Origin of the sequence: Bradyrhizobium sp. HKCCYLRH1034, from assembly GCF_051168375.1 — a bacterium.
In the GTDB taxonomy this organism is placed as follows: domain Bacteria; phylum Pseudomonadota; class Alphaproteobacteria; order Rhizobiales; family Xanthobacteraceae; genus Bradyrhizobium.
Genome location: NZ_JBNPUW010000003.1, coordinates 205,943 through 222,748, shown reverse-complemented (window position 1 = coordinate 222,748; position 16,806 = coordinate 205,943). Strand labels below are relative to the sequence as shown.

Sequence of the window (16,806 nt, the reverse complement as noted above, 5' to 3'; positions counted from 1 at the left end):
CCATGAACAAGCCCGAGATCCTGACCGAGAACACCTCAGCGTCCGATGTCGCCGGACCCGCTCCCCGGCATCGAACCACCCGCGTCATGGTCGGCAACGTCGCCGTTGGCGGCGGCGCCCCGATCGTGGTGCAGTCGATGACCAACACCGACACCGCCGACGTCGACCAGACGGTGGCCCAGGTTGCAGCGCTGGCGCGCGCCGGGTCCGAGATGGTCCGCATCACGGTCGACCGCGAGGAGGCCGCCGCGGCCGTCCCGCAGATCCGCGAGCAGCTCGACAAGCGCGGCATCACCACGCCCCTGATCGGCGACTTCCACTATATCGGCCACAAGCTGCTGACCGACTATCCGGCCTGCGCCGAGGCGCTGGCGAAATACCGCATCAATCCCGGCAATGTCGGCTTCAAGGACAAGCGGGACACGCAGTTCTCGACCATCATCGAGCTCGCCAACAAATACGGCAAGCCGGTGCGCATCGGTGCCAATTGGGGCTCGCTCGATCAGGAGCTGCTCAGCAAGCTGATGGACGAGAACGCCGCCTCCGCGAACCCGCGCGATGCGCGCGCGGTGATGCGCGAAGCCATGGTGCAGTCGGCATTGCTGTCGGCCGCCCGGGCCCAGGAGCTCGGCATGCCGAAGGACCGCATCATCCTGTCGGCCAAGGTCTCGGCCGTGCAGGACCTGATCGCGGTCTATCAGGACCTCGCCGCACGCTCCGACTACGCCATCCATCTCGGCCTCACCGAGGCCGGCATGGGCTCGAAGGGCATCGTCGCCTCCTCGGCGGCGCTCGGCATCCTGCTGCAGCAGGGCATCGGCGACACCATCCGCATCTCGCTGACCCCCGAGCCCGGCGGCGACCGCACCCTCGAAGTTCAGGTCGCGCAGGAGCTGTTGCAGACCATGGGCTTCCGCACCTTCGTGCCGCTGGTTGCGGCGTGCCCCGGCTGCGGCCGCACCACCTCGACCACGTTCCAGGAGCTGGCGCGCTCGATCCAGGACTTCATCCGCGAGGAGATGCCGGCCTGGAAGACGCAATATCCCGGCGTCGAGGCGCTCAACGTCGCCGTCATGGGCTGCATCGTCAACGGCCCCGGCGAATCCAAGCATGCCAATATCGGCATCTCCCTGCCCGGCACCGGCGAGGCCCCGGCCGCGCCGGTCTTCGTCGACGGCAAGAAGTTCCGCACCCTGCGCGGCCCCACCATCGCGGCCGACTTCAAGGCGCTCGTCATCGACTACATCGACCAGCGCTACGGCAGCGGCGCCAAGGCGCCGGAGAGCGTGACCGCGGCGGAGTAGGGCGGGCACGCTGGTCCCGGCTCAGCCAGCGGCGCCTCCTGTGCCGCTGGGTTGATCGCGCGGTTGCTTGCGGCGAGAAGGTCTGACCATTCGTTACTCCGTCACGCCCGGGCTTGTCCCGGGCATCCATGTCGTTCCGAGGATGCCGAGCGGCGTGGATGGCCGGGACGAGCCCGGCCATGACGATGTGGCAGCAGACGGGCGCACAACTCCGATCGTCATATGCGATCGCTCTGTCGCAGGCGAGGAGCTTGAGAAAGAGTCCTCGGCTAGATTTCATGTCCAATCGGCCTGCCGTGAGAGCGACAGCCGACCTGCAACCGACGGCTGCTTGTGCCGCGCGCCGCGGTCTGAAATTTTTGCATGCGGATCGGCTGCAACGCACGCCGTGATGTCGCGGTTGCCCCCATCAGAACGGCGCCGCCCCACTGCCGCCCGCATGATCAGCACCTTGAGGCCTGCTGAAGAGGACGCCTCGATGAATCTCGACATCCGCGAAATGGAACTTGCCGAGACCTCGCTGGTCATCGACTACTTCTATTCGTCGAGCATCGAGCAACTCGACCTGATGGGCATCGACCCGACGCGGATGCCGACCAGGCCGGTGTGGGCCGGACTCTTCCAGACACTGTACGAGACGCCGTTGGCTGAGCGCGCGGCGCTGCTGGTGATCTGGCGGCTCGACGGCCGCGCCATCGGCTTTTCCAGCTGCGACCGCATCGTCTACGGCAACCGCGCCCACATGCACCTGCACGTCACCGAACCGGAGCTGCGCGGCCGCGGCCTCGGCACTGCATGCGTCCGCCGCAGCATCGATTTCTATTTCGAGAGGTTGCGGCTCAAGCAGCTGTTCTGCGAGCCGCACGCCTACAACACCGCCCCCAACCGCGCGCTGCAGAAGGCCGGCTTCCGTTACTTGAAGACCTACAAGACGGTGCCGGGTCCGATGAACTACCACCAGGCCGTGACGCGCTGGATGATCGAGCGGTGACGTGAGGCTCCCCTCCACGTCATTGCGAGCGCAGCGAAGCAATCCAGGGCCGCGCAAGGATTTCTGGATTGCTTCGCTGCGCTCGCAATGACGGCGTTTGCCGCAACATCGCGTCCTACAACCGCGTGACCAGCTCTCAGCTCCTACAGCGGCAACTCACCATACGAGCGATTGGCGAGGCTCGCTTCCTCCAGATCGAGATCGCGCTCGATGCGGCGGCGGGTCTCGTCGGTGATCTTGCCGTCGCGCAGCATCACGTGGATGAATTTGCGTTCTGCCGTGATCAGCTCGCGGGTCAGCTCGATGCCGAGCGCGGATGCGTCGTTGTCCTCGGGCTTCAGACCTTCCGGGAGCTGGTTGGTCCGGACCTCGTGGCGCGCCCGTAGCAGCCGCACCACCTCGTCCGACAGCTCGCGATCGCTGGTCATCGTCTCCAGCGACCGCAAGGCGCTGTCGAGCGCCTCGCGCCGGGCCGCGATCTCCTGCTCATGCTCGCGCTGATGCTCGGCGCGACCCTGGTTGCCGACCCCGAGCCAGCGCACGACGGCCGGCAGGGTCAGGCCGAGGCCGATCAGGGTGAAGAAGATCACGCCGAAGGCGATGAACAGGATCTGGTCGCGATAGGGAAACGCGTCGCCGGTCGACAGCGTCAGCGGAAGCGCCAGCGCGGTGGCGAGCGAGACCGTGCCGCGCACGCCGGTGAAGCCGATGATGAAGGTCTGCCGCCAGGGCGGCAAGGGATCGCGGGCTCGCAGCGACGAGCTCAGCAAACGCGGCAGGATGGTCGCCGGGAAGGTCCAGGCGAAGCGCGCGATCACGACGATGGCGAGCACCAGCGCGGTCGCGATCATGATGTCGTCGAGCGGAAAGACCTTCGACTTCTCGTAGATCAGCCGCATCTGGAAGCCGGTCAGCAGGAACAGCATGCCCTCGATGAGGTAGATCATCAGGTCCCAGAAGAAGATGCCCTGCAGGCGGGTCGCCGAGGAGATCCACAGCGGTCCGTTCCAGCTCATGTAGAGGCCGCAGGCCACCGTCGCGATCACGCCGGAGCCGCCGACATGCTCGGGGATCCAGAACGCCAGATACGGCGTCAGCACCGACAGGGTGATCTCGACCTGCGGGTCGCGGGCATAGTGACGGGCGCGCAGCATCAGCCAGCCGACGCCGATGCCGAACGCGATCTCGCCGACCACGATCAGGCCGAACTCGCCGGCCGCGACCGGAAAGGAGAAGGCGCCGGTGGTGATGGCGGCCACCGCGAAGCGATAGAGGATCAGCGCGGTCGCGTCATTGGCGAGGCCCTCGCCTTCGAGAATGACCATGACCCGGCGCGGCAGGTGCAGCCGGCGGGCGATGGCGAGCGGCGCCACCACGTCTGGCGGCGCAACGATGGCGCCGAGCAGGAAGCCGAGGCTCCAGGGCAGGCCGAGAAGATAGTGGGTCGCGGTGGCCACCATGGAGGCGGTGAAGATCACGCAGCCGACCGCGAGCAGCACGATCGGCCGCAGATTGCGCTTGAACTCGCGCCAGCTCATCGCGACGCTCGACGAATAGATCAGCGGCGGCAGCACCACCAGCAGCACGAGCTCGGGGGGCAGCGCGAACGCCGGCATCGTCGGCACGAAGGCGAGCGCGATGCCCGCGAGCATCAGGAGGATCGCCGGCGCCAGGTTGGCCCGCCGTGCAAGAAGTGCGGTTCCCGCCAACACGGCCAGCAGGATCAGGAATATCTGAAAGTGAGCTTCCATGGCTGGGGGCTTGGCGTCGTCGCGCCGGCGTCAATCCCGGAGGTCGTAGCGGTAGGACTTCGACACGATCTGCCAGCCGTCCTTCAGTTTCATCGCCACGAGATAATCGGTGAAAAAGCGCGGCGGCAGCTGGCAGCGCACCTTGATGAAGGCCGTCTTGTCGTCCGAACGATCGATGGTGACGATGAAGTCCTCGCGCGGCTTGCCCTCAGCCTTGGCCGATGGGCGCTTGCGCACCCAGGCCAGCCAGTCCGGCACGGTCAGGATCTTGAGTTCGCCATTCTCGACCCAGCGCAGGTCGGCGGTGGGGTGGAACACGGCACCGAGCTTGTCGGCGTCGCCCTCGTAGAGCGCATCGAAATAGCCCTGAACGACGGCCTCGACGGTGGAACGGTCTGTGCTCACGGCCAACTCCCTGGGAACCTGGACAAACAAGGATCGCATTTTCGATGCAAAACAGCGCTTGGCAAGGCATGAACTGGCGTCATTGCGCCAGCGACAGACTATAATGGCCGAGGCCAGGTCGATCGGGAATAAATCTGCGTGATCCCGGTCACAAGCCCAATGGGCTGCACTCTGATAGGCAGGTCCCAGCAGGTCTCCCAGCGGTATGGGGTAGGTACGATGTCTTGGTCACTTCGATTGGGCGGTTACATCCTGGCGGGAGCGCTGCTGCTGGTCGGCCACCCCGCGCTCGCCGACAAGCGGGTGGCGCTCGTCATCGGCAATTCCGCCTATCAGAACGTGCCGCAACTGACGAACCCCGCCAATGACGGCGCGGTGATGACGGCGACCTTCAAGAGCGCGGGCTTCGATGTCGTCGATTACCGGCGCGATCTGACCGCGCGGGAGACCAGGCGAGCCTTGCGCGATTTCGCCGACGCCGCCCGCGATGCCGATATTGCGGTGGTCTACTACGCCGGCCACGGCATGGAGGTCGAAGGGGCGAACTATCTGATCCCGATCGACGCCCGGCTCGAGCGTGACACCGACGTCTATGACGAGACGCTGTCGCTCGACCGTATTCTGGTCGCCGTCGAGCCGGCGAAGAAGCTGCGCCTGGTCATTCTCGACGCCTGCCGCGACAACCCGTTCACCCGCAACATGCAGCGGACGGTGGCGACCCGCAGCCTCGGCCGCGGCCTCGCCAAGGTCGAGCCGACCAGCCCAAATACGCTGATCGCCTATTCCGCCAAGGCCGGCTCGACCGCGCAGGACGGCGACGGCAAGAACTCGCCATTCACGCTAGCGCTGTCGCGGCATATCGCGACCCCCGGCCTCGACGTCCGCAAGGCGTTCGGCTTCGTCCGCGACGAGGTGCTGAAAGCGACCGCCAACCGCCAGGAGCCGTTCGTGTACGGCTCGCTCGGCGGCGAGGACGTGCCGCTGGTCCCTGGCGTGCCGCGCGTCGTGACACAGATGCCGGTGACGCCGCCGCCGAGCCCGCAGGCCGACATCCGGCGCGACTACGAGCTCGCGATGCAGGTCGGCAACAAGGGCGCGCTGAACGCCTTCCTGGCGCAATATCCCGACGGGTTCTACGCCAGCCTCGCCAAGTTGCAGCTCGACAAGCTCGCCGCCGAGGAGAATCGCGCCGCCGCTTCCGAGAAGGCCCGCGCCACCGAGGCCGAGCGGGCGCGGCTCGCCGCCGAGGGCGCGCGCAAGGAGACCCTCGCCAAGGCGGAGGCCGAGGCCAGGGCGGCGGAGCAGGCTCGGATTGTCGCTGAGAAGGCTAATCAGGTGGCGCAGCAGCAGGCGGCCGACGCCGAGAAGAAGCGCGGTGAGCAGCAGCTCGCGGCGGTCGACAATCCGCGCGCGGCGACCTCGCCCGGCGCGCCCACGCCCGCAGCACCGCAGCAGGGCCAGGTCGCCTCGCTCACCCCGGCCGCGCAGCCCGCCGATCTCGCCAAGTCGGTGCAGCTCGAGCTGCGCCGCGTCGGCTGCCTCACCGAGGATGCCGATGGCGACTGGGGCTCGGCCTCGCGCCGCTCGCTGTCGCAGTTCAACCGCTATGCCGGCACCAAGCTCGATACCCAGGCCGCCTCGGCCGATGCGCTCCAGGCGATCAAGCTCAAGCAGGCGCGCGTCTGCCCGCTGGTCTGCCAGCATGGCACCAAGCCGGACGGCGACCGCTGCACCCGCATCGTTTGCGCCGAGGGTTCGTTCGTCAACGACGACAATGAATGCGAGAAGCGGCGCGACAGGAAGCCGGTCGCCAAGCGCGATGGCAGCGACGAAGATGTGCCGTCGCGCCGCCGCGCCCGTGCGGCACCGGAGGCCGGGCTGCCGATGCCGGCTCCCGGTGCGGGCGTCGGGGTTGGGATCGGAGGTGGTGGCGGTCTCGGCGTCGGGGCGGCTCCGGGCTACACCAGGCCGCAGACGCAAGCCGCCCGGCCGAAGTCGGGCGGGCAGATCTATTGCGACGCTTATCTGTGCCGCGCCGTCAGGCCCGGTTGCCGGCTGGAATATCGCGGCGGCGGCGGCCCGGCCAACAATGCCAGCGTCGAGGTGTGCAACTGATCAGGACGAGATTACGCTGGCGGCGATGTTGACCATCAGGGCGACCAGCGCGGTGTTGTAGACGAACGAGATGATGCCGTGCACGGTCGCGGTGCGGCGGATGATCTTGTCGGTGATGCCGACGTCGGAGACCTGGGCGGTCATGCCGATGATGAAGGAGAAGTAGACGAAGTCCCAGTAATCGGCGTGCTCGTCCTTGTCGCCGCTGGGGAATTGCAGGCCGCCGGGCTTGGCGCCGCGGTAGTAGTCATGGGCGTAGTGCAGGGCGAAGGTCGCATGCACCGCGGCCCAGGACAGCGAGACGGTGAGCAGCGCCAGCGTCAGCGCCGGAGCGTCGCGCTTGGAAGCGCCGAGCTCGAGCACGATCGCGGCGATGCTGGCGAAGGCGCCGAGCGCCGTGACCAGCAGGATCACGAAACGGCCGTCGTCCTGCATGACCGCCTTGCGGCGGATGTGATGATGCTCGCTGCGCAGCATCATCGCCGCGACCAGCACGAGGTAGAGCGCGGTGAAGATGTCCCAGCTGATCAGGAGCCGCGTGATCAGGCGGAGTGCCGGCGGCAGCAGGAAGAACGCAACGATCGCGAGGCCCAGCGATATGAAGGTGCGCGGCCGCGCATAGATGACGCGCAGCGCAGCCGGCAGCCGCGTGAAGCGGGCGAGGTCCGGATCGTCGGGATGGACTCCGCCCAATGCCTCGCCTCAGCTCTTGCGTTCGGCGACGAAGTGCGCGGCGGCCCGCAGCACGTCGCCCTTGGCGCCGAAGACCGATAGCGCGGCATCGCCGCGGGCGAGCAGGTCGCGGACGCGCTGCCTGGCGCCCTCGACGCCGAGCTGGGTGACGAAGGTGGTCTTGCCGAGCTCGGCGTCGGCACCGGCCGGCTTGCCGAGGGTGGCGGCATCGCCCTCGACGTCGAGCAGGTCGTCGGCGATCTGGAAGGCTTCGCCGAGCGCGCGGCCGTAGTCGTCGAGCGCCTGGTACTCGGCCGCCGAGGCCTGGCCGAGCAGGGCGCCGGCGATGCAGCCGAAGCGGAGCAGGGCGCCGGTCTTCATCTGCTGGACGCGGGCGACGTCGACCGGGCCACTGTCGCCGAACCGGCCCTCGCCGGCGAGGTCGAGGATCTGGCCGCCGGCCATGCCGCCGACACCGGCGCAGCGGGCCAGCGCCCGGGTCAAAGCGAGGCGGACGCCGGCATCGGGATGGATCTCGTCGCGGGTGATGATGTCGAAGGCGATGGTCAGCAGCGCGTCGCCGGCCAGGATCGCGGTGGCGTCGTCATAGACCTTGTGCAGGGTCGGACGCCCGCGCCGCAGGTCGGAATTGTCCATTGCCGGCAGATCGTCGTGGATGAGCGAGTAGCAGTGGATGCATTCGAGCGCCGCGCCGGTCAGCAGCGCGCCCTTGCGCGGGACGCCGAACACGGCGGCGCTCTCGACCACCAGGAACGGGCGCAGCCGCTTGCCGCCGTTCAGGCTCGAATAGCGCATCGACTCGATCAGCCGCTTCGGCCTGATGATCTCGTCCGCCAGCGGCGCATCGCCGAGGAGCTCGCCGAGCAGGGCTTCGGTCTCTTCCGCGGTCTTGTCCAGGCGTTGGGTGAAGTCGGTGAGGGCCGTCGCAGTCATTTAACAAGAGCTCCAGGGGCAAAATTCGCCGGACAATCGTTGATGGCGGCGACTTCGTCAATTGCCGGAGCGGTGGCGGCTTTCGGCCGTAACGGCGGAAAAAAGCAGGAAACCACATCGAGATGTCGGATAATCCCGGCCAATTGTCCGCCCCCGCGGCGGTCCCAACCGAGCGACGCCTGCCCTTGCGTACCGTCAGAACCATCCTCGTGATCGCCGTGCTGGTGCTGCTCGTGCCCTATGCGCTGACGCCGTTCTATGCCGTGGGTCACCCCGTCTCGACCCTGATGCTGTGGCGGTCGGTGACGGGGCAGCCGGTGACGCGGCACTGGATCGACCTCTCGGCGATGTCGCCGTATTTGCCGCGCTCGGTGGTGGCCGCGGAGGATGCCAAATTCTGCAGCCATCACGGCATCGACTGGGGCGCGCTGCGCGAGGTCATGGACGATGCCGAGGACGGCGAGGTCTCGCGGGGCGGCTCGACCATCACCCAGCAGGTCGCCAAGAACCTGTTCCTGTGGCAGGGCCGCAGCTATGTTCGCAAGGCGCTGGAACTGCCGCTGGCGCTGTGGATCGACCTCGTCCTCGGCAAGCGGCGTATCCTCGAAATCTACCTCAACATCGCCGAACTCGGTCCCAGCGGCCAGTTCGGGGTGGAGGCGGGCGCCAATTACGCGTTCAACCGCTCGGCAGCTGGCTTAGGGCCGCGCGAGGCGGCGCTGATGGCCTCGATCCTGCCGAACCCCGTCCGGCGCAGCGCCCGGGCCCCGGGGCCGGGTGTGCGGCGGCTGTCGGCGACCTACATGGTGCGGGCCCAGGCCTCCAGCCTGCAGGCCTGCTGGGGGGAGCGGCGGTGAGGTCCGAGCGGGCGCAATTTTGGCCAAAAATGCCTCGGAGAGCCCTAGCCATGCCGCACCCCTTCCTCTATAAGCGCGGCCTTGATCGGCATCCGGGCTCGCCAGCTTCATGGCTGCAGCCGTCCTTTGCGGACGATGCCTTGCAAAAATACCCTAGAGGATACCGATATGGCCGTCCCCAGAAGAAAAACTTCGCCGTCGCGCCGCGGCATGCGCCGCTCGGCTGACGCCATCAAGAAGCCGACCTATGTCGAGGACAAGGATTCCGGCGAGCTGCGTCGTCCGCACCACCTGGACCTGAAGACCGGCATGTACAAGGGCCGCCAGGTCCTGAAGAAGAAAGACGCCTGATTGTCCGCGCGGGCCGCTTTCCAAGCTGCCCGAATTCGGCCATCGATGGGGTTGAAAGCGGTCCCGTGCGACGTGATTCGCCGGGACCGTTGCGTATCTGTGTCGCGTGATCCCGTCTCGCTGTCTCATCTTCGCACCGATTGATTTTGCGCCGGGCCGCCGCCCGCGCCATCCAAGGCTTCAACCGATGTCCATGGTCGGTTTCCCGCTGCTGCTGATCCCGCTGGCGATCTACAACATGATCGTCTTCCTGATGCCGGGGGTCGCGTTCAGCGAGACGCTGCTGCGCCTTCAGCTTCCGTCCGGCGAGGTCTGGACGATCTCGCTCGGCGACATGCTGCTGGCCCTGGGCGTGCTGCTGCTGCTGCTCGAAATCATCAAGGCGGCGAAGCCGAACGGGAAATATCTGACCGATCATCTGCTGTCGCTGCTGGTCTTCGGCGGCGCCGCGGCGGAATTCGCGATGTGGCAGAAGTTCGGGAATTCGACCTTCCTGCTGCTGACCCTGCTGGCGATGGTCGATTTCTTCGGCGGAGTCTCGCTGCGCACCAGGCGCGCCGCCCGCTCAGTCGTCGCAGCTCCCGCTTCCGTGCCGGCGCCGGCCGAAGCGACCGTGCCTGATCCGGAACCTCAGCCGATCGAGGAGCCGGCCAGAGATTCGGTCAAAGAACCGGCCAAGGCGGAGGTTCAGAAGGCGGATGCTGCCGCGCCCGTCGTTGAAGAGCCGATCGATGCCGTGCCGGCTGCTGCTTCGGTCGCCGAGTCCGTGCTGCTCGACCGCTCGGTCCCCCGGCCGGCTCCCGCTCCGACGACCGGCTGGGTCGCGGAGGCAAAGGAGACCGAGACCGCTGCTCCGGGCGCTCCAGAGCCGCCCAAACCCGACGCGCCGAAGCCCTGAGGCGCAGGAGCGCGCCGCTCAGATCATTTCTCGGGTCCGGCCGCCGGCACGCGTGACCGGCTGAAGCCTCGCCGCATAGGCACTGTGGACGTCGGCAACCGCCGCGCGCCTGAGCGTGCGGGTTTGCGGCAGCTGCTCGGCGGTCGCGATCAGATGGGTCACGAAGCCGGCGTCGGGGCGTGCTGCGCGAACGATCCGCGCGCGAAGGTCATGGCTCGCATCGCTCGGCAGCAGCGTCACGGAGCGGGAGGTCTCCTCCGACCCATCCAGGCGATCGCCGTCCTGATCAATCGTTAACATTGTCCAACCACCGCCGGCGCGATTGTCACGTTCTGGGACGCCGGAGCCTTTCGCTCCTCGATCTCGCAAGAGCAATGCCGTTCCAAGCGCTCTGGAGCGCTGCATGTTCCAAACATGGTTGACGCGTCTCGGACACGCGCTCGTCGCCTCGGCATGCTCTCCGTTAACCAGAGATGCGTAGTCTGATTCGCGAACTCGGCCGCCGCCGCTCGCGCGGATGCGCGCTGGCCGTTCCCAAATCAGCGCCGGTGCTGCCGGCCTGTGCCGAAACGAGGCGACCTTGACATCCGAATTGCCACAGACCGCGATGATCCTGGCATCCCTGGGCCAAGCCGCCTTCGTCTGGGATCTGGCGAGCGACGTGATCGTCTGGAGCGATCACGTCGGGGCGGTGTTTGCCGACGTTCCGCTGCCGCAACTCTGCAACGGCGCCGAATTCAGCAAGCTCATCGAGCCGGACCGCAGCATCCGCTCCGAGATCATGCACCAGGGGGCGCCGCTGCATGGCGCCGCCGGCACGCCGTACCGGATCGAATATGGCGTGCGCACCCACGCCGGTGCGCCATTGATCTGGGTCGAGGAGACCGGCTGCTGGTTCGCCGGCCCCGATGGGCGGCCCTTGCGTGCACAGGGCATCGTGCGGATCAACAACGAGCGCCACGCCCGCGAGGAGCAGCTGCTCAAGCTGTCACGGCACGATCCGCTGACCGGCGAGCTGAACCGGACGCATCTGCTGGCGACGCTTGCCGAGGTGATCGAGGAGTCGCAGCGGTTCCGCTTCTCCTGCGCCTTCATGCTGGTCGGTATCGATCATCTCGCGCGCATCAACGACGCCTTCGGCTTCGACGTCGCCGACGGCGTCGTGTTGGAGATCGCCCAGCGCATCCGGGGCCGGCTCCGCGGTGGCGACACGCTCGGGCGGTTCTCGGGCAACAAGTTCGGGTTGATCCTGAAGAACTGCACGATGGACGACATGACCACCGCGGCCGAGCGCTTTCTCGCGACCGTGCGCGACGAGGTGGTGCCGACCAAGTCAGGTCCGGTCGCCGTCACCGCGACGATCGGCGCCGTGAGCGTTCCCCGTCACGCCCGCTCGGTCGAGGAAGCGGTCAACCGCGCCCATGAGACGCTCGACGCCGCCAAGCGCCGCCGCATCGGATCGTTCTCGACCTGGCGGCCGAACGTGGAGCGCGACGCACAGCGCAAGGTCAACATCCGCGTCACCGACGAGATCGTGACCGCGCTCAATGAGCGGCGCATCGTCACAGCGTTCGAGCCGGTGGTGAATGCCAACACGCTTGCGCCCGCCTTCTATGAATGCCTGGTGCGGATGCGCCAGGATGACGGCCGGGCCTTGCTGGCGCCGGACGTCGTCCCAGTCGCCGAACGGCTCGGTTTGATCCGTCTGGTCGATCACCGCATTCTGGAGCTGGTGGTGGCGGAGCTCGCGAGCACGCCCGACGTCACCCTGAGCCTCAACATCTCGCCTGAGACCACCATGGATCCGGACTGGTGGGCCTCGATCGAGTCCATGATGCGCGCCCATCCTGGGGTCGCCGAACGGCTGATCGTCGAGATCACCGAGACGGTCGAGATCCAGGACGTCGACGATCTCCGCGGCTTCGTGACGCGGCTGAAAGATCTCGGCAGCCGAATCGCCATCGATGATTTCGGCGCCGGGCACACCTCGTTCCGCAATCTGCGCAAGCTCGGCGTCGACATCGTCAAGATCGACGGCGCCTTCGTGCAGAATCTCGTGCGCTCGGCTGACGACCGCGCCTTTGTGCAGACGCTGGTCGAGCTGGCGCGACGGCTGCAGATCAAGACGGTCGCGGAATGGGTGCAGGACGAGGCGTCGGTCGCGCTGCTGCGCGACTGGGGCTGCGATTACATCCAGGGCCGGGTGATTGGCCTCGCCTCGGTCGATCGGCCGTGGATCGGTAACGGCAGGGTGGAGCTGCCGGCGGCGGGTTGATCAGCCGCCGGCCCTCGGCGTCAGCCTTGCTGCTCGTCCTTCTTCGGCTCCGACATGCGATCGAGCCGGTCCTGCATTTCCTTCATCTGACGGCGCAGCTCGTCGATGTTGTCGTCGGCGGCCGGGGCCGGCTCGGCGGCCTTCTCGTCGGCGCGCACCGGCGGCGTGAACGGCTTGAACATCGAGAAGGTCTGCTGGAACAGTTCCATGTTGCGGCGCACCTGCTCCTCGAGCGGCGCGAACGGCGTCCCGCTGAAGGTGTCGGCGATCTGCTTGCGGAATTTCTCCTGCTCCCGGGTCAGGGTATCGATCGACTGCTCAAGGTACTTTGGCACCACCATCTGCATGCTGTCGCCGTAGAAGCGGATCAGCTGGCGCAGGAACGTGGTCGGCAGCAGGTTCTGGCCGGCCTTGTTCTCCTGCTCGAAGATGATCTGCGCGAGGACCGACCGCGTGATGTCGTCGCCAGTCTTGGCGTCGTAGACCAGGAAATCCTCCCCGTTCTTAACCATCGAGGCCAGATCTTCGAGGGTCACGTAGGTACTCGTCCCGGTATTGTAGAGCCGCCGGTTCGCGTATTTCTTGATTGTGGTGGGTTGGTCAGATTTCGCCATGAGCTCACACATGCAAACCGAGAACAGGGAACCCGGCGGCGTCGCCGCAGGGCGAAGAGCTACGCAATGCAATAACGTAATCACTTTCGAGCGAGTTCGGCTACGGTTTTGTGCGGAACGGTTAATCCCGCAGCAGAAATCTTGCTCACGAAACGGCCAACCATCCCAATTTGAATGCGCTGCAACAGGAATTGCTGATGCCGCCAATTGACATGTCGCAACGACGTTAACAGGATGAAGGACGAAGGTTGCGCACTCGCCAATCCGGGGCTTGCGGAGGGCCGGCACGACCGTGAACTGAAAAGATCATTTTCATTTCAAATACCCTCGAGTCTCAAGCCCTCGCTTTCACGTCCAAGATCAAGAACCCCAGGAGATGCTCATGTCAGACGATGTCGTCATCGTCAGCGCCGCCCGCACCGCGGTTGGAAGTTTCAACGGTGCCTTCGCCAGTGTCCCGGCTCACGAATTGGGGGCGGTGGCCATCAAGGCCGCGCTGGAGCGCGCCGGCGTCGAGCCGGGCCGCGTCTCGGAGGTCATTATGGGCCAGATCCTGACTGCGGCGCAGGGCCAGAACCCGGCGCGCCAGGCTTCGATCGCCGCCGGCATTCCAGTCGAGAGCCCGGCCTGGGGCATCAACCAACTGTGCGGCTCCGGCCTGCGGTCCGTTGCGCTCGGCTACCAGGCGCTCGTCAATGGTGACTCCGACATCGTGGTCGCCGGCGGCCAGGAGTCGATGAGCATGGCGGCGCATGCGCAATATCTGCGCGCCGGCGTGAAGATGGGCTCGCTCGATCTGGTCGACACGATGATCAAGGACGGCCTGTGGGACGCCTTCAACGGCTATCACATGGGCAACACCGCCGAGAACGTTGCGAAGCAATATCAGATCACGCGCGCGCAGCAGGACGAGTTCGCGGTTGCATCGCAGAACAAGGCCGAGGCGGCTCAGAAGGCCGGCAGGTTCAAGGACGAGATCGCGCCCGTGACGGTCAAGAGCCGCAAGGGTGACACCGTGGTCGACACCGACGAATATCCGCGTCATGGCGCGACGATCGAGGCCATGGCCAAGCTGCGTGCGGCGTTCGAGAAGGACGGCACGGTCACCGCCGGCAACGCGTCGGGCATCAATGACGGCGCGGCTGCCGTGGTGCTGATGACCGCCAAGCAGGCGGCCAAGGAGGGCAAGACCCCGCTCGCGCGGATCGTGTCCTGGGGCCAGGCCGGCGTCGACCCGAAGATCATGGGCACCGGCCCGATCCCGGCGTCGCGTTCGGCGCTTAAGAAGGCCGGCTGGAACATCGCCGACCTCGACCTGATCGAAGCCAACGAGGCGTTCGCCGCGCAGGCTTGCGCGGTGAACAAGGATCTCGGCTGGGATCCGGCCAAGGTCAACGTCAACGGCGGCGCGATCGCGATCGGCCATCCGATCGGTGCGTCTGGCGCGCGCGTGCTCGTGACTCTGCTGCACGAGATGCAGAAGCGCGACGCGAAGAAGGGTCTTGCCACGCTGTGCATCGGCGGCGGCATGGGCATCGCGCTGTGCGTTGCACGCGACTAAAAAGCCGGCAGTGACTGCGAACCGTTCAGTCTTCGCAATCGCGTCCAGCTCAACTAAAGATCAACGCCCGGCGATCTCGCCGGGCGTTTTGTTCTTGATGTCCGTCAAACACGTCGCATAATCGACCACTAAAAAATGGAGTTGAGCGAGCATGGGTTGTCGTGCGGCAAGTTGATCGTCGCGCGGAGGTTCATGATCCAATAACAACGGCAAGCGCGGCGACAGCCAGAGGTTGTCCTGTGCGATCAGTCATCGAGGGAAGGATTCGACATGGCACGTGTGGCGTTGGTGACGGGGGGAACGCGCGGTATCGGAGCGGCGATCAGCAAGGCGCTGAAGGCGGCGGGATACAAGGTCGCGGCGAATTACGGCGGCAACGATGCCGCGGCGGAGAAGTTCAAGAGCGAGACCGAGATCCCCGTCTACAAATGGGACGTCAGCTCGTTCGAGGCCTGCGGCGAAGGCATCAAGAAGGTCGAAGCCGATCTCGGTCCGATCGATGTGCTGATCAACAATGCCGGCATCACCCGTGATACGGCCTTCCACAAGATGACGCTCGAGCAGTGGAGCGCGGTGATCAACACCAATCTCGGCTCGCTGTTCAACATGACCCGCCCGGTCATCGAGGGCATGCGCGCGCGCAAGTTCGGCCGCATCATCAACATCTCCTCGATCAACGGCCAGAAGGGCCAGTTCGGCCAGGTCAACTACTCCGCGGCGAAGGCCGGCGACATCGGCTTCACCAAGGCGCTCGCGCTGGAGACGGCCAAGGCCGGCATCACCGTCAACGTGATCTGCCCGGGCTACATCAATACCGAGATGGTGCAGGCGGTGCCGAAGGACGTGCTCGAGAAAGCCATCCTGCCGCTGATTCCGGTGGGGCGCCTCGGCGAGCCCGAGGAGATCGCGCGCGCCGTGGTGTTCCTCGCCGCTGATGAGGCCGGAGCCATCACCGGTTCGACGCTGTCGGTCAATGGCGGCCAGTACATGGTGTGAGCCTCGCCGGCGGCGTTGCCTCCGGCCACCATCTGCGGTTAAGGAAAACCTGATGCCCGCGCTCGCCGCGGGCATTCACGTCTTGGACGCTTCCCGCACGGACGCAGGCGTGGGTGGCCGGCATGAGCCGGCCGTGACGGAGCCTGCCGCCTGATGTCCCAGCGCAATGCGACCCTGATCGGTCTGACCGCGATCCTGATGTGGTCGCTGCTCGCCTTGTTGACGGTGGCAACTGGCACGATCCCCGCCTTCCAGCTTGCGGCGATGACCTTCGCGATCGGCGGCGCGGTCGGCCTGCTCAGTCTGGTCCGCCGACCGGACGGGCTACGGGTGCTGCGGCAGCCGCTGACGGCGTGGGCCGTGGGCGTCGGCGGGCTGTTCGGTTATCACGCGCTGTACTTCCTGGCGCTGCGCTTCGCGCCGCCGGCAGAAGCCGGGCTGCTGAACTATCTTTGGCCGCTGCTGATCGTGCTATTTTCGGCGCTTCTGCCGGGGGAGCGGCTCGCGGTTCATCACGTGACCGGCGCCGTGATCGGGCTTGTCGGCACCGCGCTGCTGTTGCTCGGCAACGGTGCGAGCTTCGCTGCGAGCCAGTTGCCGGGGCTCGCGGCCGCCTTCGTCGCGGCGTTCGTGTGGGCGATCTATTCGGTGCTCTCGCGCCGTCTGAAGGCGGTGCCGACCGATGCCGTCGCCGGCTTCTGCATGGCGACGTCCGCGCTCGCGGCCCTGGTCCATGTTGCGGTCGAGCGAACGGTCTGGCCCGACGGCCCGACGCAGTGGCTCGCTGTTGCCGGTCTCGGCATCGGCCCGGTTGGCGCCGCGTTCTATGCCTGGGACATCGGGATGAAGCGCGGAGACATTCGCGTGCTCGGTGCCGCATCCTATGCGACGCCGCTGCTGTCGACGGCTTTCCTGATCGTTGCCGGCTATGCCCGGCCGAGCGCCACCCTGGCGGTGGCCGCACTGCTGATTGCCGGCGGCGGTCTGGTCGCGGCCAAGGACATGTTCCTCCTGCGCAAGCGCTGACCGCATCAGGTCGAGCGACGTCAGGCGGGGCCGGCT

16 protein-coding genes are annotated in these 16,806 nt (G+C 66.6%); 10 read left to right on the top strand and 6 right to left on the bottom strand.

All coding sequences use genetic code 11. The annotated features are described in order from the left end of the window. Nucleotides 1-2 precede the first annotated feature (2 nt). Together ispG and ACQR0W_RS08110 are read left to right on the top strand one after the other, a co-directional pair. Nucleotides 3-1,304, top strand: a complete 1,302-nt coding sequence (ispG, locus tag ACQR0W_RS08115; RefSeq protein ID WP_315825549.1) for a flavodoxin-dependent (E)-4-hydroxy-3-methylbut-2-enyl-diphosphate synthase — start codon at nucleotides 3-5, stop codon at nucleotides 1,302-1,304. 478 nt (nucleotides 1,305-1,782) lie between these two features. After that, nucleotides 1,783-2,295: a GNAT family N-acetyltransferase gene (locus ACQR0W_RS08110; protein WP_315751918.1), complete on the top strand. Its 513-nt coding sequence runs from the start codon at nucleotides 1,783-1,785 to the stop codon at nucleotides 2,293-2,295. 143 nt (nucleotides 2,296-2,438) lie between these two features. Here the strand turns inward: ACQR0W_RS08110 and ACQR0W_RS08105 are convergent, their stop codons facing one another. Next, nucleotides 2,439-4,046, bottom strand: a complete 1,608-nt coding sequence (locus ACQR0W_RS08105; protein WP_315751919.1) for a Na+/H+ antiporter — start codon at nucleotides 4,044-4,046, stop codon at nucleotides 2,439-2,441. A gap of 30 nt (nucleotides 4,047-4,076) precedes the next feature. Then, nucleotides 4,077-4,451, bottom strand: a complete 375-nt coding sequence (locus tag ACQR0W_RS08100) for a nuclear transport factor 2 family protein (RefSeq protein WP_315825547.1) — start codon at nucleotides 4,449-4,451, stop codon at nucleotides 4,077-4,079. Nucleotides 4,452-4,670: 219 nt separating this feature from the next. Here ACQR0W_RS08100 and ACQR0W_RS08095 point away from each other — a divergent pair, with 219 nt between their 5' ends. Next, nucleotides 4,671-6,566, top strand: coding sequence for a caspase family protein (locus tag ACQR0W_RS08095; RefSeq protein ID WP_315825546.1), 1,896 nt, complete (start codon nucleotides 4,671-4,673; stop codon nucleotides 6,564-6,566). Here ACQR0W_RS08095 and ACQR0W_RS08090 read toward each other — a convergent pair whose 3' ends face one another. Both ACQR0W_RS08090 and ACQR0W_RS08085 read right to left on the bottom strand, forming a co-directional pair. Then, nucleotides 6,567-7,259, bottom strand: a complete 693-nt coding sequence (locus tag ACQR0W_RS08090) for a DUF1345 domain-containing protein (RefSeq protein WP_316171004.1) — start codon at nucleotides 7,257-7,259, stop codon at nucleotides 6,567-6,569. Between the two features lie 9 nt (nucleotides 7,260-7,268). Continuing rightward, complete coding sequence (locus tag ACQR0W_RS08085) at nucleotides 7,269-8,192, bottom strand: polyprenyl synthetase family protein (protein ID WP_315751923.1); 924 nt, start codon at nucleotides 8,190-8,192, stop codon at nucleotides 7,269-7,271. 185 nt (nucleotides 8,193-8,377) lie between these two features. On the opposite strand from ACQR0W_RS08085, the gene ACQR0W_RS08080 reads away from it, so the two are divergent. From ACQR0W_RS08080 to ACQR0W_RS08070, 3 genes are all read left to right on the top strand, one after another. Then, nucleotides 8,378-9,049: a transglycosylase domain-containing protein gene (locus tag ACQR0W_RS08080; RefSeq protein WP_315751924.1), complete on the top strand. Its 672-nt coding sequence runs from the start codon at nucleotides 8,378-8,380 to the stop codon at nucleotides 9,047-9,049. A 168-nt stretch (nucleotides 9,050-9,217) separates the two neighbouring features. Continuing rightward, the gene (rpmF, locus tag ACQR0W_RS08075; RefSeq protein WP_006610266.1) at nucleotides 9,218-9,400 is read left to right on the top strand and encodes a 50S ribosomal protein L32; all 183 of its coding nucleotides are present in this window, start codon (nucleotides 9,218-9,220) and stop codon (nucleotides 9,398-9,400) included. A gap of 187 nt (nucleotides 9,401-9,587) precedes the next feature. After that, nucleotides 9,588-10,298, top strand: coding sequence for a hypothetical protein (locus ACQR0W_RS08070; protein ID WP_316171003.1), 711 nt, complete (start codon nucleotides 9,588-9,590; stop codon nucleotides 10,296-10,298). An 18-nt stretch (nucleotides 10,299-10,316) separates the two neighbouring features. Here the strand turns inward: ACQR0W_RS08070 and ACQR0W_RS08065 are convergent, their stop codons facing one another. Beyond that, entirely contained in the window at nucleotides 10,317-10,538 is a 222-nt protein-coding gene (locus ACQR0W_RS08065) for a hypothetical protein (RefSeq protein WP_315715175.1), read from the bottom strand. A gap of 367 nt (nucleotides 10,539-10,905) precedes the next feature. Here ACQR0W_RS08065 and ACQR0W_RS08060 point away from each other — a divergent pair, with 367 nt between their 5' ends. Beyond that, complete coding sequence (locus tag ACQR0W_RS08060) at nucleotides 10,906-12,573, top strand: EAL domain-containing protein (protein WP_316171117.1); 1,668 nt, start codon at nucleotides 10,906-10,908, stop codon at nucleotides 12,571-12,573. A gap of 20 nt (nucleotides 12,574-12,593) precedes the next feature. Here ACQR0W_RS08060 and phaR read toward each other — a convergent pair whose 3' ends face one another. Then, on the bottom strand, nucleotides 12,594-13,187 hold the full coding sequence (gene phaR / locus ACQR0W_RS08055; protein ID WP_315715176.1) for a polyhydroxyalkanoate synthesis repressor PhaR: 594 nt from the start codon (nucleotides 13,185-13,187) through the stop codon (nucleotides 12,594-12,596). 382 nt (nucleotides 13,188-13,569) lie between these two features. Between phaR and ACQR0W_RS08050 the strand changes: the two genes are divergently transcribed. The 3 genes from ACQR0W_RS08050 to yddG all read left to right on the top strand — a co-directional run bounded on the left by ACQR0W_RS08050 (nucleotide 13,570) and on the right by yddG (nucleotide 16,770). Then, on the top strand, nucleotides 13,570-14,748 hold the full coding sequence (locus ACQR0W_RS08050; protein WP_315715177.1) for an acetyl-CoA C-acetyltransferase: 1,179 nt from the start codon (nucleotides 13,570-13,572) through the stop codon (nucleotides 14,746-14,748). 270 nt (nucleotides 14,749-15,018) lie between these two features. Further along, the gene (locus ACQR0W_RS08045) at nucleotides 15,019-15,744 is read left to right on the top strand and encodes a beta-ketoacyl-ACP reductase (RefSeq protein WP_315715178.1); all 726 of its coding nucleotides are present in this window, start codon (nucleotides 15,019-15,021) and stop codon (nucleotides 15,742-15,744) included. Nucleotides 15,745-15,897: 153 nt separating this feature from the next. Next, entirely contained in the window at nucleotides 15,898-16,770 is an 873-nt protein-coding gene (gene yddG, locus ACQR0W_RS08040; RefSeq protein ID WP_316171002.1) for an aromatic amino acid exporter YddG, read from the top strand. The last annotated feature ends 36 nt before the right edge of the window (nucleotides 16,771-16,806 follow it).